Origin of the sequence: Saccharopolyspora sp. NPDC050389, assembly GCF_040655595.1 — a bacterium.
In the GTDB taxonomy this organism is placed as follows: Bacteria; Actinomycetota; Actinomycetes; order Mycobacteriales; family Pseudonocardiaceae; genus Saccharopolyspora.
Window position 1 is genome coordinate 54,721 of the sequence record NZ_JBFAKG010000031.1, and the last position, 20,367, is coordinate 75,087.

Annotated in this window: 23 protein-coding genes; 12 read left to right on the forward strand and 11 right to left on the reverse strand. The window is 71.0% G+C overall.

What is annotated here, in order from left to right; all coding sequences use genetic code 11:
- Window positions 1-33 precede the first annotated feature (33 nt).
- Window positions 34-963 (reverse strand): alpha/beta hydrolase, encoded by a 930-nt coding sequence (locus tag AB0I53_RS21510; RefSeq protein ID WP_358605573.1) that lies wholly within the window; start codon window positions 961-963, stop codon window positions 34-36.
- Between the two features lie 77 nt (window positions 964-1,040).
- On the opposite strand from AB0I53_RS21510, the gene AB0I53_RS21515 reads away from it, so the two are divergent.
- A complete protein-coding gene (locus AB0I53_RS21515) occupies window positions 1,041-1,583 on the forward strand; it encodes a helix-turn-helix domain-containing protein (RefSeq protein ID WP_358605576.1) in 543 nt (180 codons plus the stop codon).
- A 65-nt stretch (window positions 1,584-1,648) separates the two neighbouring features.
- Here the strand turns inward: AB0I53_RS21515 and AB0I53_RS21520 are convergent, their stop codons facing one another.
- Both AB0I53_RS21520 and AB0I53_RS21525 read right to left on the reverse strand, forming a co-directional pair.
- Window positions 1,649-3,037 carry an FAD-dependent oxidoreductase gene (locus tag AB0I53_RS21520; protein ID WP_358605579.1) on the reverse strand — a complete coding sequence of 463 codons (1,389 nt, stop codon included), beginning with the start codon at window positions 3,035-3,037 and terminating at the stop codon, window positions 1,649-1,651.
- Between the two features lie 6 nt (window positions 3,038-3,043).
- Window positions 3,044-3,427: a DUF5313 family protein gene (locus tag AB0I53_RS21525; protein ID WP_358605582.1), complete on the reverse strand. Its 384-nt coding sequence runs from the start codon at window positions 3,425-3,427 to the stop codon at window positions 3,044-3,046.
- Between the two features lie 192 nt (window positions 3,428-3,619).
- On the opposite strand from AB0I53_RS21525, the gene AB0I53_RS21530 reads away from it, so the two are divergent.
- The 4 genes from AB0I53_RS21530 to AB0I53_RS21545 all read left to right on the forward strand — a co-directional run bounded on the left by AB0I53_RS21530 (window position 3,620) and on the right by AB0I53_RS21545 (window position 6,331).
- Window positions 3,620-3,778, forward strand: coding sequence for a hypothetical protein (locus tag AB0I53_RS21530; RefSeq protein ID WP_358605585.1), 159 nt, complete (start codon window positions 3,620-3,622; stop codon window positions 3,776-3,778).
- 298 nt (window positions 3,779-4,076) lie between these two features.
- Window positions 4,077-4,646, forward strand: coding sequence for a hypothetical protein (locus AB0I53_RS21535; protein WP_358605588.1), 570 nt, complete (start codon window positions 4,077-4,079; stop codon window positions 4,644-4,646).
- A 52-nt stretch (window positions 4,647-4,698) separates the two neighbouring features.
- Complete coding sequence (locus AB0I53_RS21540; protein WP_358605591.1) at window positions 4,699-5,499, forward strand: NAD(P)H-binding protein; 801 nt, start codon at window positions 4,699-4,701, stop codon at window positions 5,497-5,499.
- 67 nt (window positions 5,500-5,566) lie between these two features.
- A complete protein-coding gene (locus tag AB0I53_RS21545; RefSeq protein WP_358605594.1) occupies window positions 5,567-6,331 on the forward strand; it encodes a TetR/AcrR family transcriptional regulator in 765 nt (254 codons plus the stop codon).
- A gap of 3 nt (window positions 6,332-6,334) precedes the next feature.
- On the opposite strand, the gene AB0I53_RS21550 is transcribed toward AB0I53_RS21545, so the two are convergent.
- Window positions 6,335-7,339, reverse strand: a complete 1,005-nt coding sequence (locus tag AB0I53_RS21550) for an NADP-dependent oxidoreductase (protein ID WP_358605597.1) — start codon at window positions 7,337-7,339, stop codon at window positions 6,335-6,337.
- A gap of 104 nt (window positions 7,340-7,443) precedes the next feature.
- On the opposite strand from AB0I53_RS21550, the gene AB0I53_RS21555 reads away from it, so the two are divergent.
- The gene (locus AB0I53_RS21555) at window positions 7,444-8,088 is read left to right on the forward strand and encodes a TetR family transcriptional regulator (RefSeq protein ID WP_358605600.1); all 645 of its coding nucleotides are present in this window, start codon (window positions 7,444-7,446) and stop codon (window positions 8,086-8,088) included.
- 12 nt (window positions 8,089-8,100) lie between these two features.
- On the opposite strand, the gene AB0I53_RS21560 is transcribed toward AB0I53_RS21555, so the two are convergent.
- Both AB0I53_RS21560 and AB0I53_RS21565 read right to left on the reverse strand, forming a co-directional pair.
- Window positions 8,101-9,486 (reverse strand): amidase, encoded by a 1,386-nt coding sequence (locus AB0I53_RS21560; RefSeq protein ID WP_358605603.1) that lies wholly within the window; start codon window positions 9,484-9,486, stop codon window positions 8,101-8,103.
- Between the two features lie 227 nt (window positions 9,487-9,713).
- Window positions 9,714-10,712: a pirin family protein gene (locus tag AB0I53_RS21565; RefSeq protein ID WP_358605606.1), complete on the reverse strand. Its 999-nt coding sequence runs from the start codon at window positions 10,710-10,712 to the stop codon at window positions 9,714-9,716.
- A gap of 28 nt (window positions 10,713-10,740) precedes the next feature.
- On the opposite strand from AB0I53_RS21565, the gene AB0I53_RS21570 reads away from it, so the two are divergent.
- Window positions 10,741-11,103, forward strand: coding sequence for a GNAT family N-acetyltransferase (locus AB0I53_RS21570; protein WP_358605609.1), 363 nt, complete (start codon window positions 10,741-10,743; stop codon window positions 11,101-11,103).
- A 95-nt stretch (window positions 11,104-11,198) separates the two neighbouring features.
- The gene (locus tag AB0I53_RS21575; protein ID WP_358605612.1) at window positions 11,199-12,185 is read left to right on the forward strand and encodes an aldo/keto reductase; all 987 of its coding nucleotides are present in this window, start codon (window positions 11,199-11,201) and stop codon (window positions 12,183-12,185) included.
- 1 nt (window position 12,186) lies between these two features.
- Here the strand turns inward: AB0I53_RS21575 and AB0I53_RS21580 are convergent, their stop codons facing one another.
- From AB0I53_RS21580 to AB0I53_RS21595, 4 genes are all read right to left on the reverse strand, one after another.
- Window positions 12,187-13,272 (reverse strand): VIT1/CCC1 family protein, encoded by a 1,086-nt coding sequence (locus AB0I53_RS21580; protein WP_358605615.1) that lies wholly within the window; start codon window positions 13,270-13,272, stop codon window positions 12,187-12,189.
- A 62-nt stretch (window positions 13,273-13,334) separates the two neighbouring features.
- The gene (locus AB0I53_RS21585) at window positions 13,335-14,225 is read right to left on the reverse strand and encodes a nitroreductase family protein (protein WP_358605618.1); all 891 of its coding nucleotides are present in this window, start codon (window positions 14,223-14,225) and stop codon (window positions 13,335-13,337) included.
- Entirely contained in the window at window positions 14,222-14,353 is a 132-nt protein-coding gene (locus AB0I53_RS21590; protein WP_358605621.1) for a hypothetical protein, read from the reverse strand. The genes AB0I53_RS21585 and AB0I53_RS21590 overlap by 4 nt, the downstream gene beginning before the upstream one ends.
- Window positions 14,354-14,429: 76 nt before the next feature.
- Complete coding sequence (locus AB0I53_RS21595; protein ID WP_358605624.1) at window positions 14,430-15,209, reverse strand: enoyl-CoA hydratase-related protein; 780 nt, start codon at window positions 15,207-15,209, stop codon at window positions 14,430-14,432.
- 101 nt (window positions 15,210-15,310) lie between these two features.
- Here AB0I53_RS21595 and AB0I53_RS21600 point away from each other — a divergent pair, with 101 nt between their 5' ends.
- The 4 genes from AB0I53_RS21600 to AB0I53_RS21615 all read left to right on the forward strand — a co-directional run bounded on the left by AB0I53_RS21600 (window position 15,311) and on the right by AB0I53_RS21615 (window position 19,146).
- On the forward strand, window positions 15,311-16,126 hold the full coding sequence (locus AB0I53_RS21600; RefSeq protein WP_358605627.1) for an IclR family transcriptional regulator: 816 nt from the start codon (window positions 15,311-15,313) through the stop codon (window positions 16,124-16,126).
- 104 nt (window positions 16,127-16,230) lie between these two features.
- The gene (locus tag AB0I53_RS21605) at window positions 16,231-16,416 is read left to right on the forward strand and encodes a hypothetical protein (RefSeq protein WP_358605630.1); all 186 of its coding nucleotides are present in this window, start codon (window positions 16,231-16,233) and stop codon (window positions 16,414-16,416) included.
- Between the two features lie 603 nt (window positions 16,417-17,019).
- Complete coding sequence (locus AB0I53_RS21610; protein WP_358605633.1) at window positions 17,020-17,193, forward strand: hypothetical protein; 174 nt, start codon at window positions 17,020-17,022, stop codon at window positions 17,191-17,193.
- 102 nt (window positions 17,194-17,295) lie between these two features.
- Complete coding sequence (locus tag AB0I53_RS21615) at window positions 17,296-19,146, forward strand: ABC transporter ATP-binding protein (protein WP_358605712.1); 1,851 nt, start codon at window positions 17,296-17,298, stop codon at window positions 19,144-19,146.
- On the opposite strand, the gene AB0I53_RS21620 is transcribed toward AB0I53_RS21615, so the two are convergent.
- On the reverse strand, window positions 19,143-20,336 hold the full coding sequence (locus tag AB0I53_RS21620; protein ID WP_358605636.1) for an FAD-dependent monooxygenase: 1,194 nt from the start codon (window positions 20,334-20,336) through the stop codon (window positions 19,143-19,145). The two genes, AB0I53_RS21615 and AB0I53_RS21620, sit on opposite strands and share 4 nt — an antisense overlap.
- Between the last annotated feature and the right edge of the window lie 31 nt (window positions 20,337-20,367).

A 20,367-nucleotide genomic window follows, 5' to 3' on the forward strand; every position in this document is an offset into this window, starting at 1 on the left:
GGCCCTAGCCCGGTTGCGCACTCACGAGCGGGGTCATCTGCCGAGCAGGTCCTGGACCGCTCGGAGCACGGCGTCGGGGCGGCGCCAGTGAATGGAGGCGTGGCCGGCGCCGTCGACGAGACGGTTCTCGCCGCGCGGGACCGATGCGGCCAGCGCGTCGTGAAGCCGCCGCTTGCCGTCGATCTCCTCGCGCAGCAGCGACTCGGATTCGCCGATCAGCACCGCCTTCTTGAAGTCGTCGATGTCCATGGCTGTGAGGACGATCAACGGAACATCGGGCAGCGGTCCTGCGTGACGCATCTCGTCGAGGAACCGATCGCGGTACGGCACCAACTCGTACCCGTCCATGATCCATTCCGGGCTGACGTGGCATTCGATGAGCGACTCGCGAATCCGCTCCGGCCAGTCCCCCATCATCTGCGCGAACAGGTCGCGGTAGAGCGCAACGGCCTCCTCCGGCAACTCGTCGGGCAACTCCTGGTCCGGATCCCACGCGTCCCGCATCTCTGCCAACTGCGGGGGCATGTAATCGTCGTAGTCCTCGTGGTCCGGGTCCATCAGGACCAGGCCGGCCACCTCACCGGGAAAGCGCGTCGCGTAGAGACGGGCGTGAAGCCCACCGAGGGAGTGGCCGACGAGTAGGTAGGGCGCGGGCACGTCGGCAGCCCTCAGCAGCCAGCGCAGCTCGTCGACCACTTCAGCGCAGGTCAGCGGGACGTCGACCCGATCGCTCCAGCCCGTCCCTGTCCGGTCGTAGACCACGCTCGTGGTGAATTCGGCGACCCGCTCCTGCACGTTCCAGTAGTCCAGGCCAACCGCGCCGCCACCGGGCAGGAACACCACCGCCGGGCCGCCGCTGCCCGAACGATGCAGCAGCAACCGTCGACCCCCTACGTCGTAGTACCGCCCCAGCGCTGGCGCGCCAGTCGCGATGCCGGGATCCACGAACGGTTCGTCTTGCATCGCTGACTCCTCGATGTCGGCGCACAAACATCCTTTTCCATTTTTGGAAACGGTACCATATGTGGGATCATGGCTCGGTGGACACGCTTGACCTTCTCCTGCATCCGGTGCGGGTTCGCATCGTGCACGCCATGTCCGGCGGGCGTACGCGCACTACCTCCGACCTGTGCGCGAGCCTGCCCGACGTCCCCAAGACCACCCTCTACCGGCACGTCGGCCTGCTGGCCGAGGCAGGGCTGCTGGAAGTCGTCGATGAACAGCGGGTGCACGGAGCCGTCGAACGCCGCTACCGCCTGCGCCGCGAGAACGCGACGATCGACGCCGACGCAGCAGCATCCATGTCGCTGGAAGACCACCGCCACGGATTCACCGCAGCCATGGCAGCCCTGCACGCCGAATTCAATACCTACCTCGACCGGGAGAACGCAGACCCGACCGCTGACTCGGTGGGTTACCGGCAGATTCCGCTCTGGCTCGGCCAGGACGAACTCGTCGAGCTCATAAACGAGTTGCGCAGCGTCATCGCGTCCAGGCTGGACAACCAACCCACGCCAGGCCGCAGCCTTCACCTGCTGAGCCCGATCCTTTTCCCGATCGAGGAACGACCACAACTGGACTGACCGGCAGGGTCACTCGCAGATGATGCCGATCTCGCGGGAAATCGACGCCACCGGACACCAACCCGTCAGCTGCCGAGGCCGATGTCGCGGTTGTCGAGGAAGCGCAGCCAGCGGCCGCGGCGCCCGCCGCTCTCGTCGGCTCGGGCCAGGGCTCTGCGGGTGTACTGGACCAGCGGCCAGCGCAGCGGCTCCGGTGGGAACGGGATCGGCCGGTCGCGCACCATTCGCAGCCGGGTGCGTTCGGTGTCCTCTCCCCACAGGAGGTCCAGCGCGGTCTGCGCGCCGAAGCGGGATGCCGCGACGCCCAGGCCCGTGTAGCCGATCGCGTAGGACACCCCTCGGTCGCGGCCGAAGACCGGCGTGAACCGGGCCGTGGAGTCGATCGGCCCGCCCCAGCGGTGGGTGAAGCGCAGCCCCTCCAGCTGAGGAAAGGTGCGGAAGAAGTTCCGCGCCAGCGCGCGGTGCGCGACATCGTGCCGGGCCAGGGCCGGATCGGTGCGGCCGCCGAAGTAGTACACCGCGTCGTAGCCGCCCCACAGGATCCGGCCGTCCGGTGTCGGGCGGTAGTAGTGAAAGCGGTTGGCGCCGTCGGTGACGCCCTGCCGGTCCCGCCACCCCAGCGAGCTCCACTGCTGCACCGACAGCGGCTCGGTGACCAGTACGTAGTCCCAGATCGGGAGCACGTACCGGCGGATCGAGCGCAGCGGAGCGGGAAACGCGTTGGTGCCCAGCACGGCGCCGCCGGCCCGCACCGTCCCTTGTGGAGTCCTCAGCCGGACCTCGGTGCTGCGCCGCAGAGCGCGCACCGGGCTGCCTTCGTGGATGCGCACGCCGAGCCGCTGCGCCGCCGCAGCGAGGCCCCAGGTCAGCCGCGCCGGGTCGACGAGCCCGCCCGCGTCCGGCAGGCGCACGCCCGCCCGGTACGTCGGTGAATTCACGTCCGCGCGAATGCCTCCGGTGCCCAGGAAGCGCGCCGCCATCCCGTGCTCGCGGTACAGCTCGGCCTCGTCGCTGAGCTCCGCGACCTCGTGGGGCTCGGTCGCGACGCTCGTCTTGCCGCACAGCCGGAAATCCGCGTCGATCGCCTCATCCCGCACGAACTCGTCGATCGCGTGCAGGTTCTCCCACCCCAGCTGCACCAACCGGTCGCTCTCCGCGGGCCAGCAGGAGCGGCCGTGGGCGAGGCCGTGCGTCAGGGACTCCGACACGAAGCCGCCGTTGCGGCCGCTGCCGCCGTGCCCGAGCCGGTGCGCTTCGAGCAGCAACACGTCGAGGTCCGGGCGTCGTCGTTTGGCCAGGATCGCCGCCCACAGCCCGGTGAAGCCGCCGCCGACCACGACGAGATCCGCGCGGTCGTCGCCGGGCAGCGGTTCGCGCGGAGGCGGCCGGTCGGCGCGATCCGTCCAGTACGCGGTGATCTCGGCGTCGTGCAACGCCGCGTCGAGCTCGTCCATCCGGCGCTAGTCCCACCACGGCCGGTAGCCGACGCCGTGCCTCGCCGCACGGCTGACGTCGCGGCGCAGTTCCCGGGTTTCGCGCGCGACACCGGGCGGGAAGCCGTGCTTGATCGCCCGGTGTTCGGCGGTCTCGCCCACGTAGCAGACCGAGTAGAACAGCCCAACCAGCAAGCCCAGCAGGATCGAGGTCAGCCGGATCCACAGCGGGCCGGGCAGCAGCACGAGGAGGCAGAAGGGCGCCAGCTGGGTCAGGGCGCGGGCGAAGTGCCGCAGCACCCAGGTCGAGCAGGTGACGTCGTGCAGCACCCACTCTGCGCACCGGTCCGGCAGCCTGCCGCCGAAGGCGTACCAGACCCACTGCGCCGGATTGGGTCGATTGGTCGCCATGTTCTCCAGGCTAGTCTTCGCGATTCCGGTCGGAGCCGCCCATTCGGCCGGACCTGACAACGCCGCAATCCTAGGCCCGGCCGGGCTCCGCGCCGGCACCCGTCCCCGGCCGCGACATGCGTCCCGCGACACACCTGGGGGATACCGGTAACGAAGGCCGCCCCTGATCGATGTTATGGGCAGAAGGGGTGAGTGATCGTGTTCGTCGTCGTTGTTGCCTTGTTGCTCGTACTTGTTTTGGGTGCCGTCATGTTCACCGATGTGCTGGACGGCAAGAGTTCGCCGAGCCGCGGTCTGAAGAACCTGGTGGCCCAGTTGCGGCGGGAAATCCGCCTGCTCGGCCATCGCTGATCGTCCAGAATGGACTCCGGCCTCGCCCCGCGGCGAGGCCGTTCTGCTTTGGATCCACTGTGGATGATCGCGCCGGGCGCCCGCGGCGCCGCCGACCGCTCCCACCAGCGGCGATCTTGCGACCCGTCGACCCGGGGGGCTGGTCACCCGGGCCCGCGGTGACGTATTGTGCGACCGGCCGCCATCACTCGTTTGGGCGAAGGCGACGCCGCGAACAGACCAATCAGCCGGACAGGTGGGTGCAGAAGTGGGTAAGTCGTCGTTGCCGCGAGCCCGCGCTCGGGGCCGCCACCGGCGGGTGGAACCCAAGACGTGGCAGCACGCCACGCCCCCGCGGGTGATCGGCTACGCGGTCGCGGTGTTCCTCACCGTGATCGCGGTCAGCAGCGCCTACCACCGCACCGACGCACCGCAGGCGGCCCCGGCCCCGCCGCCGGCCGCCGCCCAGCCCGCCGCGCAGTTCCTCGCGCCGCAGGTCACGGCCACGGCGCCGGACCTGGCGCCCTCGACGCCGGAACCTCGGCTGCTCGCCAGCGAAACCCCGGCTCCGGCACCCGCCAAGACGCCGGTCGCCAAGCGGCAGGCCGAGGAAGCCCCGGAAACGACGAAGGCGTCGAAGCCGACCACCCAGGCCTCTGCGCCTGCGGAAACCTCGCGGCCAGAGCCGAGCCAGACGACGCAACCGTCCGACGAGCCGGCGCCGACCACGCAGCCGTCCGACCCGCCGAGCGAAACCGACCCGCCGAGCGAGACCTCGCCGCCGTCGCAGTCCGAACCGCCGAGCAGCTCCGAGCCCGAGCGGCCGGGCCTGCTGCCCGCGCTCGGCGGCATCGTCGACGGCCTCACCGGGCCGCTGCTGAAGCACTAGCCGTCGCGGCCCCGGCACCCCGGTGGGACAGTTGATCCCGGGAGGTGCCGACATGGACACAGTCGCGATCACCGGCGGGACCGGACACCTCGGGCGCGAGCTGGTGCGCCTGCTCAAACCCACGCATCGGGTGCGGATCCTGACGCGCCGCCCCGGCACCGATCCCGAGTTGGAGTGGGTGCAGGGCGACCTCGCCACCGGCGCAGGGGTCGCCGAAACGGTGGCCGACGCGCACACCCTGGTGCACGCGGCGACCTACTCCCCGGCCGCGCAGCGCGGTTTCATGCATCCGGTCGACTTCTGGCGCAGCCCGCCCGATATCGACGTCGACGGCACCAGCCGGTTGCTCGAAGCCGCCGCCGCGGCCCGGGTCCGCCACTTCCTGTACGTCTCCATCGTCGGCGTCGACCGGCCGGCCATGCCGTACCTGCGGCTTAAGCACACCGCCGAGGAGCTCGTCAGCGTGGCCGACGTGCCGTGGTCGATCGTGCGGGCGACCCAGTTCCACTGGCTGCTGGACCGGATGCTCAACCGCGCCGCCCGGCTCCCAGTGCTGCCGCTGCCGGGCGCGCTGCCCACGCAGCCCGTCGACACCCGCGACTTCGCCGAGTACCTGGTCGAATGCATCCGCGACGGTGCCGGGCAGCGGCGCGAGGACTTCGGCGGACCGGAGGTGCTCACCCTCCGCGATGCGCTGCGCACCTGGCAGCGCGCCCGCGGCAGCAACCGCCGGGTGCTCAACGTGCCCGCGCCGCGGCGGCTGCGCCGGATCGCCACCGACATGACCTGTCCCGGCGGTCGCCGCGGCAAGACCACCTGGGCGGACTGGCTGCGGTCCCATCCCGCCGAGTGACCGCCCGCGCTGCACGTGCCGACCGCTCTCCTACGATCTAGACGTACGGAGTACGGAGGCGGGTGCGATGGCGACCGAGTACAGCGGCGGCGGAGATCCGGCGCGCAGCCTGGCGCTGCTGTGGCGGACCCAGGACGGGCCGAGCAGTGGGCGCAAGGGGCGGTCCGATCTGGGCGTGGGCCGCATCGTGCGGGCTGCGATCGAGATCGCCGACGCCGACGGGCTCGCCGCGCTGTCCATGCGCCGGGTCGCCGATCACCTCGGCGTCGGCACCATGTCGCTGTACACCTACGTGCCGGGCAAGGCCGAACTGATCGACGTCATGCTCGACACGGTCTACGGCGAGACCGCCCGCCCCGAGCCCGATCCGGCCTGGCGGAGCCGGTTGGCGCAGGTGGCGCGGGAGAACTGGGCGATGTACCACCGGCATCCGTGGATGCTGCAGGTCGCGGCCGGACGCGCCGTGCTGGGACCGAACGCGATCGCCAAGTACGACTACGAGCTGGCCGCGGTCGCGGAACTCGGGCTCGCCGAGGTCGAGATGGACTCCCTGCTGAGCCTGGTGCTGGGGCACGCCGAGGCCGCCGCCCGCCGGTCGGTGGAGATGGCGCAGGTGGAGCAGCGCAGCGGGATGAGCGACGAGCAGTGGTGGCAGGCACACGCACCACTGCTCGGCAGGCTGCTCGACCCGCAGCGCTACCCGACCGCCGCCCGGGTCGGCGCCGCCGCGGGCGAGGCCCACGGCTCGGCGCACAACCCGGAGCACAATTTCGAATTCGGCCTGCAGCGGATCCTCGACGGCATCGAGGCGTTCGTCGCGAGCCGCGGCTAGCGATCAGGCGATCTTGACCAGCATCTTGCCGGTGTTCTCGCCGCGCATCATGCCGAGGAACGCCTCCGGGGCGTTGCGCAGGCCCTCGACGACCGTCTCCCGATAGCTGATCTTGCCCTCGCCCAGCCAGCCGCCGACCTCGGCGAAGAACTGGTCCTTGCGGTGCGCGTGGTCGATGACGATGAAGCCCTGCAGCTTCAGCCGCTTGGAGACGATCTTGAACAGGTTGTTCGGGCCGGGCTTCGGCTCGGCGTTGTTGTACTGCGAGATCATGCCGCATTCGGCCACCCGGCCGAAGTCGTTGAGCACCTCGATCGCGGCCTCCAGGTGCTCGCCGCCGACGTTGTCGAAGTAGACGTCGATGCCGTCGGGCGCGGCTGCCTTGAGCTGCTCGACGACCGGGCCGTCGTGGTAGTTGAACGCCGCGTCGAAGCCGAGCTCGTCGAGGAGGTAGCGGACCTTCTCGGCCGATCCGGCGCTGCCGATCACCCGGGAAGCGCCGCGCAGCTTGGCGATCTGCCCGGCCAGCGAGCCCACCGCCCCGGCGGCGCCGGAGATGAACACCACGTCGCCCTCCTTCTGCTCGGCGACGTCGGCGAGCCCGACGTAGGCGGTCATGCCGGGCATGCCGAGCGCGTACAGGTAGGCGCTCAGCGGAGCGACCTGCGGGTCGACCTTCACGGCGTGCTTGGCGTCGAGCGTCGCGTAGTCCCGCCAGCCGAAGTAATGCAGCACGAAGTCGCCAGGCTGGAAGCCCTCGGCGTTGGCGGCGATGACCTCGCCGACCGCGCCGCCCTGCAGCGCCTTGCCCACCTCGAAGGGCGGCACGTACGACTTGCCCGCGTTCATCCGCCCCCGCATGGCCGGGTCCACGCTCATCCAGACGTTGCGGACCAGCAGCTGGCCGTCGCCGGGCTGCGGCTGCTCGACCTCGACGACGTCGAAGTTCTCCTGCGTCGGCCAGCCCTTCGGGCGGGACGCGAGGCGGATCTCCAGGCCCTTGCTCATCGTTGCTCCTCCATCGGTGCGGTCGACTCCGACGATACATAAAGTGTCAGCCGCTGCCAATTGTCGCTATATGACTTATGTCGTCGTCTGGCATAATGGCGTGCATGAGTGCCCCGACAGACCAGGGTGGCCTGCGAGCCCGCAAGAAGCAGCGCACGCGGGCCGCGCTGATCGACGCGGGCCTGGATCTGTTCCTGGTGAAGGGCTACGACGCGACGACCATCGACGAGATCGCCGCCGAGGTGGAGATCTCGTCGCGCACGTTCTTCCGCTACTTCGCCGGCAAGGAGGACGTCGCGCTGGCCAAGGGCGCCGAGTTCGACGACCTGGTGCTCGACGCCCTCGCCGCCCGGCCCACCGGCGAACCACCGCTGATCGCCCTGCGGCACGCAGTGCTGGCGATGATCCGCGAGGCCGCCGCGAGCGACGGCGTCCGCCGGTTCCTCCAGGTCCAGCACCTGATCAACAAGACGCCGGCGTTGCTGGCCGGCAACCTGCGCCGCGCGGCGGGCAGCGAAGAGCGCCTGACCATCGAGATCGCCGCACGCCAGGGCGTCGACCAGGCCCACGACCTGCGGCCGCGCGTGCTCGTCGGGATGGTCTGCGCGGCACTGCGCATCGGCCTGGAGACGATGTGCGCCGACCCGCGCCGCGACCTGGAACGACTGGTCGAGCTCGTCGAAGAGGCCATCGACCTGGCCACCGCCGGGATCCCGCGGCGCTGGGGCGACGACCCGCACGCCTGGTGAAACACTGCCGGCTCACAGCCTGGGCCAGGGGCGCTGGGCGGGGCGGAGTCGTTCGTAAGCCCTGGCCAGCGCGAGGGTGCCCAGGTCGTCGAAGCGCTTTCCCGCGATCTGCAGGCCGATCGGCAGGCCCTCCGGGGTCCAGCCGCAGTTGACCGACACCGCCGGCTGCCCGGACATGTTGTAGGGCAGCGTGAACGCGATGTGCTCCATTCCCCGCATCGGGTCGCCGGTCGGGTAGGCCTGCTCGGCCGGGAAGGCCGGGATCGGCGCCACCGGGGACAGCACGTAGTCGAAGTCGCGGGCCACCCGGTTTGCCGCCACCGAGATCGCGTCCATCTGGCTGAAGCCGTGGAACACTTCGGCAGCCGAGACGTCTTCGGCGCTGCTCGCCCACTGCGCGATGCCAGGCAGGATCTTGGCGCGGCGCTCGGCGGGCAGCGCCGAGATGTCGGTCCAGGACCGGAACCGCCAGAACAAGTTCATGCCGTCGAGCATCTCGCGGGACAGGAACGGGTCGATGGGTTCCACCACCGCGCCGGCGGAGGCGAACAGCTGCGCCGCGGCGGTCACGGCGGCGGTGATCGTGGGCTCGACCGGCAGCCCCACCCGGTGGTCGAGCAGCAAGGCGATGCGCAGGCCGCGGACGTCGCGGTCCAGCCGCGTCCAGTCGACATCGGCCGGCGGCAGCGACGTGTGGTCGCGCGCGTCCGGAGCCGACAGCACCGACGTCAGCAGCGCGGCGTCCGCGACCGTGCGGGCCAGCGGGCCGATGACCCGGCCGGGATACGGCGGGGAGACCGGGATGCGGCCGAAGCTGGGCTTGAGCCCGACCACCCCGCACCAACCGGCGGGCAGCCGCACCGAGCCGCCGATGTCGGTGCCCACGTGCAGGGGCCCGTAGCCCGCGGCGGCGGCCGCGCCCGCTCCGGCGCTGGAACCGCCGGGGGTCCGCGTCAGATCCCACGGATTGCGGGAGAGGTGGTGGAAGCTCGACGCGCCGGAGGAGAGCATGCCGTAGTCGGGCATGGTGGTCTTGGCGAAGATCACCGCACCGCTCTCGCGCAGCCGCGCCGGCGCCGGAGCGTCTTCGACGGCCGGCATCAGCTCGGTGGCCGCGGTGCCCTGCGGCACCGGCGTCCCCTTCGTGGCGATGTTCTCCTTGACCGTCACCGGCACCCCGTCCAGCGGCCCGGCCGGTTCACCGGCGCGCCAGCGCCGTTCCGACGCCCGGGCCGCGGCGCGGGCCCCTTCGGGATCCGGCGCGTAGAGAGCGCACAGCTTGGGCTCGCAGGAATCGGCGCGCGCCAGCACCGCATCGACGGCTTCGACCGGCGACGCCTCGCCCGCCCGGTACGCCGCCACCAGATCCACGGCCGGGAGGTCGGCCAGCTCCGTCATGCCACGTCTCCTCGCTCGCGTCCGAAACCCCGAGTCTCGGCCAGAGCGCAGCCCGAGGAAAGTTGGCAACGTGTCCACACCGGTCACGCGAACCGTGCACAACGTCAGTTGACTTGCACCGGTCGGCCAACTCCTCGGCGCGGAGCACCTCCGCGACGGCGCCCGGTCCGGTCCACTGTGGATAATCGTGCGCCGGTCCGGCCGAAGTGGATGCTCGGCCGATCGGCTCAGCTCGGCCGGCGGGTCCGGCCGCGGGCCCGCAGCTCGACGTTCGGCAGCTCCGGCGCGGGCAGGGCCGGGCCGTCGTAGCCGTGCACGACCCCGAACCGGCCGTCCGGCTCGGCGGTGACGCGGCCGTGCTCCCACTCCGCCCGGGCCTGGGCGACCTCGTCGTGCGAGCGCCCGACGAAGTTCCACCACATGACGAGCTCCTCCCCGAACGGCACGCCACCGAGCAGGATCGCCCGCGCCGGGCCGTCGCCCCGCACCGACACCTCGCGGCGGCCGCGCCCGAGGTAGAGCATGTTGCCGCGGGCCAGCGGCCGGTCGTCGACGGAAACGCCGTCGGACACCGCCAGCACGGCGTGCTCGAACTCCGCCTCCACCGGCAGCCGCAGCGTGCGGCCCGCCGCGATCGACAGGTCCGCGCCGACCAGCGGCGTGTAGGTCCGCGCGGCCGACTCGGCGCCGGCGAGCTCGCCCATCAGCACCGTCACGGCACCGTCCGCCGTGGACAGCACCGGCAGGTCGTCGTGGTTCTCGAAGTGCGGCGCGACGTCGCGCCGGTCGCCGGGCAACGCCACCCACAGCTGCACGCCGTGCAGGACCGGGCCGTGACCGGCCGGCGACTCCTCAGAGTGCGAGATGCCGAAACCCGCGGTCATCAGGTTGAGCTCGCCCGGCCGCACCAGCTGCTCGCTGCCCAGGCTGTCGCGGTGCAGCACCTCGCCGTCGAGCAGCCAGCTCACCGTCTGCAGGCCGGTGTGCGGATGCGGCGGCACCTGCATGCCCGGCGCCCCGGCGATGTCGGCCGGGCCGTAGAAGTCGGCGAAGCACCAGGCGCCGACCATGCGCCGGTCGCGATTCGGCAGGGTGCGGCCCACCAGCATCGCGCGCGGACCACCCAGTGGCACGGTGCGCGGTTCGAGGAGTTCGCATTCCTGCCCGGCCGCGGTCGCCACGCCACCGCAGCGCAGTTCGGCCGGATCGTGTTCCACGTTGCTCACCGGGTCAGCCTCCCCCATCCCAGGCGGCGTGCACAATCGACGGGACCAACGCCGACGCACCTGGAGGCCGAACTTGACCAGCCCCACCAAGACCGAGGTCGTGGACAACCCCGACGCCCACCGGTTCGAGATCCGCGCCGACGGCGAGCAGGCCGGTTTCGCCGAGTACCGGCTGCACCCGAAGTCCATCGCGTTCGTGCACACCGAGATCGACTCCCGGTTCGAGGGCCGTGGCCTGGGCAGCGTGCTCGTCCGGGCGGCGCTGGACGACGTCCGGGAACGCGGCCTCGCGGTGCTGCCGTACTGCCCGTTCGTCCGCCGCTGGATCAGCACGCACCCGGACTACCTGGAACTCGTCCCCGCCGACAAGCGCGCCGGCTTCGAACTTTGACAGTCCTTTGTGGCCAGTCCGGATGATGGGCCGGGCGGCGCGGCGGGCCTAGGCTGGTGGCGGACCCGAAATCGACAACACCGATCGGAGCGCACGTGTCCCAACCGTCCCTGCCCCGCCGCGAACTGGGCCGCAGCGGCCCGCTGGTGAGTGCCATCGGCTACGGCGCGATGGGCCTGTCCGGGGTGTACGGCGCCGCCGACGACGCCGAGTCGGCCCGGCTGCTCGACCAGCTGGTCGACCTCGGCGTCAACTTCCTGGACACCGCCGACGCCTACGGCGAAGGGCACAACGAGGAGCTGATCAGCGGCCTGCTCGCGAAGCGCCGCGACGAGGTCGTGCTGGCCACCAAGTTCGGCGCGAACAAGGAGAGCGGCGGCGGCCGCCCCGAATACGTGCGCCAGGCGGTCGAGGCCAGCCTCGCCCGGCTGGGCACCGACCACATCGACCTCTACTACCTGCACCGGCTCGACCCGACCACGCCGGTCGAGGACACCGTCGGGGCGCTGGCCGAGCTGGTGCAGGCGGGCAAGGTGCGGCACCTCGGCCTCTCCGAGATCAGCGCCATCACCCTGCGCCGCGCCCACTCGGTGCACCCGATCGCCGCGGTGCAGCAGGAGTACTCGCTGTTCACCCGCGACCCGGAGGCCGAGCTGCTGCCCGCGCTGCGCGAACTCGGCGTCGCGCTCGTCGCGTACTCGCCGCTGGGCCGCGGCGTGCTGACCGGCGCGTTCAGCGACGTCTCGGACGTGGAGAACTTCGAAGTCCGCAAGAAGCGGTACCCGCGCTTCGAGGAGGAGAGCCTGCGCCGCAACATCGAGCTGACCCGGCCGCTGCGCGAACGCGCCGAGGTCCTCGGGCTCACCCCGGCGCAGCTCGCGCTGGCCTGGCTGCTCGCGCAGGGCGAGGACGTGGTGCCGATCCCGGGCAGCCGCCGGATCGAACGGGTGGAGGCCAACATCCACGCCGCCACGACGCGGCTGGATCCGGCGGTCGTGGCGGAGCTGTCCGCGAAGTTCCCGCCCGGTGCCGCCGCCGGCGAGCGCTACACGCCCGCCGGGATGGCCCGGCTGGACCGGTGACTCACCCGACGGTCGCGCCGAAGACCAACCCGAGCAGGTAGGTCACCGCCGCTGCTCCCGCGCCGATGGCGAGCTGCCGCAGGGCGCGGGGCAGCGGCGCGGCACCGGAGAGCACGCCGACGGTGGCACCGGTGAGCATCAGCGCGAGCCCCACCAGCACGGCGGCGACCAGGACCGCGAGGCCGCCGGAAAGGCCGAACACGAACGGCAGCACCGGCACCAGCGCGCCGGAGGCGAAGAAGACGAAGCTGGAGATCGCCGCCTTCATGCCGGTTCCGATGATCTCGTGATCGTCGGCGGGCTTCTCGGCCTGCGGCACCGCCGGTTTGGGGTTGCGCAGCAAGGCGTCCGCGCGGCGCTGGGCCTCCTCGGCGGACATCCCCCGGGCCCGGTAGACCAGGGCGAGTTCGTTCGCGTCGACGTCGAGGTAGGGCACCACGGCGCGGGCTTCCGGATTCGGAGCCGCGGCGGCCAGCAGTTCCCGCTGGGAGCGCACCGAGATGTACTCGCCTGCCCCCATCGACAGCGCGCCGGCCAGCAGCCCCGCCAGGCCGGTGAGCAGCACCGTCGAGGTCGACACGTTCCCGCCGATGACGCCCAGCACCAGCGCCAGGTTGCTGACCAGGCCGTCGTTGGCGCCGAACACCGCCGCCCGGAAGGTGCCCGACACGCGGGCGCGCCCGCGCGCGGCCAACGCCCGCACGACCTCTTCGTGGATCCGCTCGTCGGCGGCCATCGCCGGCGGCGCATCGCGGTCGGAGCCGTACGGCGAGCGGCTTTCGGCGCGCTGCGCCAGGGCGAGCACGAACACCGACCCGAACCGGCGGGCCAGGAACACCAGCGCCCGCATCCGGAACTTGCCGCGCCGCACCGGCCCGGCCTCGTCGCCGAGCAGCTCCTCCCAGTAGGCGGCGTGCCGCGCCTCGGCCTCCGCGAGGCCCAGCAGGATCTCCCGCTCCTCACCGGAGCGCCGGGCGGCCAGTTCCCGGTAGACCTCGGCCTCCTCGCGTTCGTCGGCGAGCCGTCGTCGCCAGCGGCGCACCGACCGCGCATCGGCCTTGCCCGCTCGAAATCCGCTGTCCTGCACGCGCCAAGCCTCTCAGCAGACATCCCCGTCTTCCACTCGAAGCATAGGTCCACTGTGGATGCTCAGCGGCGAAGAGGCAGCACTTCCATCGAATCCGCGAGCACTCGGCGCGGCGTCGGCGGCGGCGCCGCCTCGAATGCCGGCCAGCCCAGGCGCAGCACCAGCTGCGGATGGCCCGCCCCACCGAGCACCGTCGCCCGGACTCGTTCGCGCTCCTCTTCGACCTCGCCCAGGTGGTTCAGCGGGCAGCCGACCAGGCCGTCGCGCGCCGCCGCCAGCAGGACCGCGCTGAGCGCCTCCCCCACCGCCAGCCAGCTGTCGACGCGGTCGCCTCGGGTGGCCAGCACCGCGAACACCGCCTCGTCGCCGAGCACCGGAACCACCGGCTCGGGATCGTCCTGCTCAGCGACCGAGCTCTGGTACGCGGCGGATTCCCGGTACTGCCCGGCCCGCCGCAAGGCCTCCAGCACCACCGAACGGTGCTCAGCGGCCCGCACCAGGACGCCGTGCTCCGTCTCGGCCGCGGCGCGCAGCGTCGTCAGCAGCTCCGACGGCACCGGCTCCGCCCGGAACGACCGCCGCTCGGTGCGCCGCTGCCCCGCCACGCCGGCGAGCGCGACCATCTCCGGGGCCACGTGGTCGCGCGGGCTGAACTGGATCGACGCCAGGTGTCCCGGTTGGGCCGGGTTCGGCAGCCGGTGCACCAGCGCCCGCCAGCCGAGCGCGGCGAACGCGATCCGCGCGTGGTGCAGCGCGGCACCGCAGCTGATCACCTGCGCGCGTCCCGTCGGGTCGAGCGCCTCGGGCAGCCGGGACAGGTCCAGGAACAACTGCACCGATCGTTCAGCGAGCAGCCACCGCCACGGTTGGCAGTTGTGGACTGAAGGCGCCCGGCACGCCAAGGACAGCGCCGAGCACACGGTGTCGTACGACGGGGCCGAGACGCGTGTCATCCCAGCGCCAGCAGCCGCCGGACGCGGCGCGGCAGCCGCGGCAACCACCCGTCGCCGAACCAGCGCCGCGCTCCTCGCGGACGCTTTCCGATGATCGAACCGAACACCACCACCACGACCTCACGCACTCCGGGCCAGGCACCATCGTTCGCACGACACGGCTGATCGGTCCAGAGCAGAAAGTCACGGCGAGGCGCTCCCGGCTCAGTCGCTGAAGGTCGGGGTGCGCTTCTCCAGGAACGCCTGCATCCGCTCGCGCGCGTCCGGGGTTTGCGACGTCGCCGCCATCACCTCGGTGGCGATCGCGTAGGCGTCGGCTTCCGGCCGGTCCAGCTGCGCGTAGATGGTCTGCTTGCCGACCGCCTTGGCGTGCCTGCTGCCGTGGGTGGCCCGCGCCAGCAGCGCCTCGACGGCCGCGTCCAGCTCCGCGTCGGGCACCACCTGGTTCACCAGGCCCCACCGTTCGGCGGTCTCAGCGTCGATCAGGTCACCGGTGAGCGCCATCTCCATCAGCCGCTTCCGGCCGATGGAGCGGGCCACCGGCACCGCCGGGGTGTGGCAGAACCAGCCGCCCTTGCCGCCGGGCAGCGCGAACCCGGCCGACTCGGCGGCCACCGCCAGGTCGCAGGTGGCCACCAGCTGGCAGCCGGCCGCCACCGCCGGCCCGTGCACCCGCGCGACCACCACCTGCGGGACCGCGTGGATGGTGCGCATCAGCGACTCGCACAGCCGCAGCAGCTCGCGCATCCCGGCCAGGTCGCGGTCGGCCATGTCGCCGAAGTCGTGCCCGGAGCTGAACACCGGGCCCGCGCCGGCCAGCACGATCCCGGTCGCCTTCGTCTCGGCGGCCGCCTCGAAGGCCCGGCGCAGCTCGGCGAGGTGCTCCGCCGACAGCGAGTTGCGGCTCTTGGGGCGGTTCATGGTGATCCGGACGGTCGCACCGTCCTGTTCGGTCAGCAGGTGCTGGTACTCCGGGTTGCTCATCGACGCTCCAGGAAACTCGAATTCGTCGTCGTTTTCCCGAGCCTCGCACAGAAAACACCGCCGCGGCACCCACCGCGACGGGCTCCCCGCAGAATGGGGTCATGTCGGGTTTCGAGACGGACCGCCGCACGCCGCCCGGATTGCCGCAGACCGCCGACCGCGCACTGCAGGTGCTGCTGGCCTTCGACCGCGGCAGGCCGGAGTGGGGCGTCACCGAGGTCGCCGCCGAATTCGGCCTGCACACCTCGATCGCGCAGCGGCTGCTGGCGACGCTCGCGCACCGCGGCTTCCTGGTGCAGGACACGGCGAACCGCCGCTACCGGATCGGCCCGGCGGCGCTGCACCTCGGCCGGATGTGGGACCAGGCCGGCGCCCTGGACATCCTGGTGCGGCCGCTACTCGCCGAGCTCGCCGAGGCGACCGGGCACAGCGCGCTGCTGGCGCTACCGGACAGCGCGCACATGCGCTGCGTCGTAGTCGCGGAGGGCGCCGACGGCAGGCTGCGGGACTACCCGCTGACCAACGAGCTCTACCCGGCGCACGCCGGCGCGACGAGCAAGTCCTTCTACGCGTTCCTCCCCGACGAGCTGCGGTCGCGGATCTTCACCGACCGGCCGCTGGCCCGGTTCACCGACCGCACCGTGACCGACCTGGCCGAACTGGAGGCGCAGTTCGCCGAGATCCGGGCGAGCGGCTGGGCCTACACCGTCGGCGAGTACGACCTCGGCGTCGCGACCCTCGCGGTGCCGGTCTTCCTGCGCGACGAGCCCTACGGAAGCGTGAGCATCGGCTGGCAGTCCGAGCAGTACCGGCACGACCCCACCGAGTGGGTGGAGTTGCTGCGGGAGATCAGTTCCCGCGTCAGCCTCCGGCTGACCAGGCCCATTCCCGCGCGGCATCGGCGCGGCCGGTTGTGATCGGCGGCCTGATGTGATCGGCTTCCCCCACGCGGGTGAGAGGCGGCGCGCGCGGGCCGGGTAAGGTCTCGTCGGCGCCGGGGGCCGGACAGGAGGCTGATCTCATGAATCGCAAGGCCGTGATCGTGATCGTGGCACTCCTGGTCATCGTCTGCGGCTCGCTGCTGGTGCGCGACCCGGTCGGTGCGGCCGACGTGGTTCGGTCCGGGTTCGACATGGTGGTGGCGGGGATCAGCGCCATGGTCAATTCGCTGACCACGTTCCTCCAGCACCTCTTCGCCGGCAGCTGACCGGCCCTGCCGTCGGCGCGGCGGCCGACAATTCATTCACCAACCGCGCTGTCCGATACTTATCAACCCACCGCCATCCACGTTGGGCGAAAACATCTCCATGATTCATTTCCGACCACTGAAGAAGCGGACAGGAATATAAAAGGATCGCGTCCAATACCCACTCGCCCAACACCGGAAACAGGCTTTCGAAAAAGCTAGGGACCAAATACCCGGGTTCGGGCGGGCGCGGCGGAAGTGTCGTCGCAAAGGCGAAAAAATCCGTCCAGTCAAAGCGAAAGTCGGCTTGTCCTCCCCGGGTCGACCACTTAGGGTGGGAACCGGTCACATCAAGGAAAGAGCCGGCCGAGGTCAGTGCCAAATGACATCGGCTACTGGGGAAGACCGACTCACCGGCGAAGTGGCCCGGCGCAGGGAAAATGATTTCCGGCCGGTCCGCATGCCACGAAGCTCCCATCGGGCGTACGTTCGATCCAGGGCCCAGATCGATCTGCCCGGATGGCATGCGGAGGACTGGAATCTCCATGCGCTGCGTGCAAGCGCGTGCCGGACCGCACGGTGTCCGGCACGCGACGTGCATCGATTCCGAAAATGGTGATTGGAATGCAGATCAAGGATTCGTTCAGGTTCGACCGGTTCCGCAGCAACTGGGGCTGGGGCGGAGGCCGCGGCTGGGGCTGGGGCAACTGGGGCTCCGGCTGGGGCTGGGGCGGCTGGGGCGGCTGGGGCGGCTCCGGCTGGGGCGGCTGGGGCGGCTGGGGCGGCTGGGGCTGCTAGCAACCCCTGACGTTCACTTGACCGTTTCGTCAGCGCGTAGCTCCCACTCCCGAGGGGTGGGAGCTACGCCTGTGCTTGGGGGGTGAGGATTTGCCGGGCTTGGTGAACTGGCTGTTCCGGCCGGCCGAACGGGACACCGAAGGGCTGGTCGAGCGCGCGCCAACGGTGCGGCTGCGCGAGGTCTTCCGCCGCTTCTGGCCGGATGCGCGGCAGTATCGCGGCTGGCTGCTGCTCAGCCTGCTGCTGGTGCTGGTGGCGCCGATGCTGGACGCCGCCGCGATCTGGTTGTTCAAGGTGCTCATCGACGACGTGCTGGCCCCGCGCGACTTCTCCCTCTTCCCCGCCATCGCGGCGGCGTACGCGGTGATAACGCTGGTGTCCGGCGTGCTGGACTTCTGCGGGCAGTACCTGGCGACGTGGATCGGCGAGAACTTCCTGAACAAGTTGCGCACCAAGGTCTTCGCCCACCTGCACACGCTGTCGGTCGGCTTCTTCGACCGCAGGCGCATCGGCGACACGCTGTCCCGGCTCACCGGGGACGTGGCCGCCATCGAGAGCCTGGTGCTCTCCGGCGTCGCGCAGACCTTCGCCTCGGTGGTGAAGGTCCTGCTGTTCGCCGGGGTGCTGTTCTACCTCGACTGGCTGCTGGCCCTGGTGTCGCTGGTCGGCGCTCCACTGTTCTGGGTCATCGCCAAGTTCTTCGCGCGGCGGATCAGGGAAGCATCCCGCGAGGTCCGCGGCCGCAGCGGCTCGATCGCCACCGTCGCCGAGGAAAGCCTCGGCAACGCGCCGCTGATCCAGGCCTACGGCCGGGAGCAGTCGGAGATCGACCGCTTCGCCCGGCAGAGCCGCGGCAACGTCGCCGCCGCGCTGACCTCCGTTCGAGTCGGCGCGCTGTTCTCGCCGCTGGTCGACCTGCTGGAGGTCCTCGGTGTGATGGCGATCCTCGGTGTCGGCATCTACGAGCTGTCGGCGGACCGGATCAGCCTCGGCGGCCTGCTGGTGTTCCTGGTCTACCTGTCCCAGCTCTACACCCCGGTGCGCAGCCTCGGCCAGCTGTCCAACACCGTCTTCGCCGCGGCCGCCAGCGCCGAGCGCATCATCGACCTGCTCGACCAGCGCCCGCTGGTGGAGAACCCGGCGCACCCGATCGCGCTGCCGCGGCGCATCACCGGCCGCCTGGAGGTCGACCGGGTCACCTTCCGCTACCCCGACACCGCCGCCGACGTGCTGCACGGGGTGAGCTTCTGCGCCCTGCCCGGCCAGACCACGGCCGTGGTCGGCGCCAGCGGCGCGGGCAAGTCCACTCTCACCAAGCTGCTGCTGCGGTTCTACGACCCCACCCACGGCCGGATCCTGCTGGACGGCACCGACGTGCGGGCCGTGGACATCAACGCGCTGCGCGCCAACATCGCGATCGTGCTGCAGGAAACGCTGCTGCTGGACGGCACCATCGCGGACAACATCCTGGCCGGGCGCCCGGACGCCAGCCACGAACGGCTCGTCGAAGCGGCCGAGGCGGCCGACGCGCACGAGTTCATCCAGCGGCTGCCGGAGGGTTACGACACCCGCGTCGGGCAGCGCGGCCGCCTGCTCTCCGGCGGGCAGCGGCAGCGCATCGCGATCGCTCGCGCGATGATCCGCGACGCCCCGATCCTGCTGCTGGACGAGCCCACCACCAGCCTGGACGCCGAAGCCTCACAGCGGATCCTCGCGCCGCTGCGTCGCCTGATGGCCGGCCGCACCACCATCGTGATCTCGCACAACCTGCTCACGGTGCGCGATGCGCAGCAGATCATCTACCTGGATCGGGGGACGATCACCGAGGCCGGCACCCACCAAGAGCTGCTGGCCAACAACACCGGCTACGCCCACCTCTACCGGTTGCACCACCCGGAGAGTCCGGCCGGGCCGGAAGCACCGGCCCGGCCGGACGGCCGACTGCCCAACTAGCGCCAGGACTCGCCGCGCCGACGGGCGCGCACCCACCGCTGACCGACGCCGGCCAACCGCTTCCCCTTGCGCACCAACAGGTTCTGGTTGACCAGGTGCTGCTGGTACCGCCACGGCGGCTGCACGCCGTGGCGGCCGGCCATCGCGTAGGTGAAGTCCACCGCGCTGCGGTCGGCGTAGCGGTCGAGGTTCTCGAACCACGCCATGCTGGTGCGCGCGGCGGTTTGCGCCAGGCGAAGCTGGGCGTGGCCCTCCTCGTCGAACTCCTTCACCGCCGCGGTCGGATCGCCGTGGTCGAACAGGTTCTGCGCGAGCACGATCGCATCCAGCATCGCCAACCGCGTTCCGGAGCCGATGGTGAAGTGCGTGGTGTGCGCGGCATCGCCGATGAGGATCATGTTGTCGTGCTGCCAGGTCTGGTTGTAGACCTGGGTGAACCGCTGCCACGAAGCGGGTTTCCCGCGGGACTGGCTGATCAGCGAGCCGCCCCGCAGCGGGCCGGCGAAGATCCGCTCCAGCAGCCGGACGCCGTCCTCCGGGTCGAGCCGGTCCAGGCCGAGTCGCCGCCAGGTGGCGTCCTGGCATTCGACGATGAAGGTGCTGATGCCGGCGCTGGACGGATAGGCGTGAAACCAGATCCAGCCTTCCGGGGTTTCTTCGAAGTCGAAGGTGAACATGTCGAACACCCGGTCCGTGCCCAGCCAGATGTAGGGATTGCGGCCCTGGTCCACCTGGGTGCCGAACTCCTCGGCGTAGCGCTGCCGGATGCGGCTGTTCGCGCCGTCGGCCACCACGATCAGATCGGCGTCGGAGAACTCCGACAGATCCTCCGCGGCGTGTTCGAACCGGACATCCACTCCCAACTGGATCGCCCGCTCGGTGAGTATCTCCAGCATCGGGGCGCGGTTGATGCTGTATCCATATCCCCCGAGATAAGCCTTGTCCCGGTCGCGCAACGCGATGACCTGCTCCTGCCACAGAGTCGAGGCGGCGCGAATCCGCTCCGCGCTCTCCCTGTCATTGCGGTACAGGGTGTCCAGCAGGTTTTCCCAATACACGACGCCCCAGCCGTACGTGGCGCCCGGCGGGTCCCGTTCGATCACCGTGATGTCGTGCCCGGCGTCCCGCAGTTTCGCCGAAATGGCGAAGTACAGGCCGGCGGGGCCGGCTCCGATGCACACAATTCTCACAGCACGACCTCCTGATAACAGGCGGGCAGCT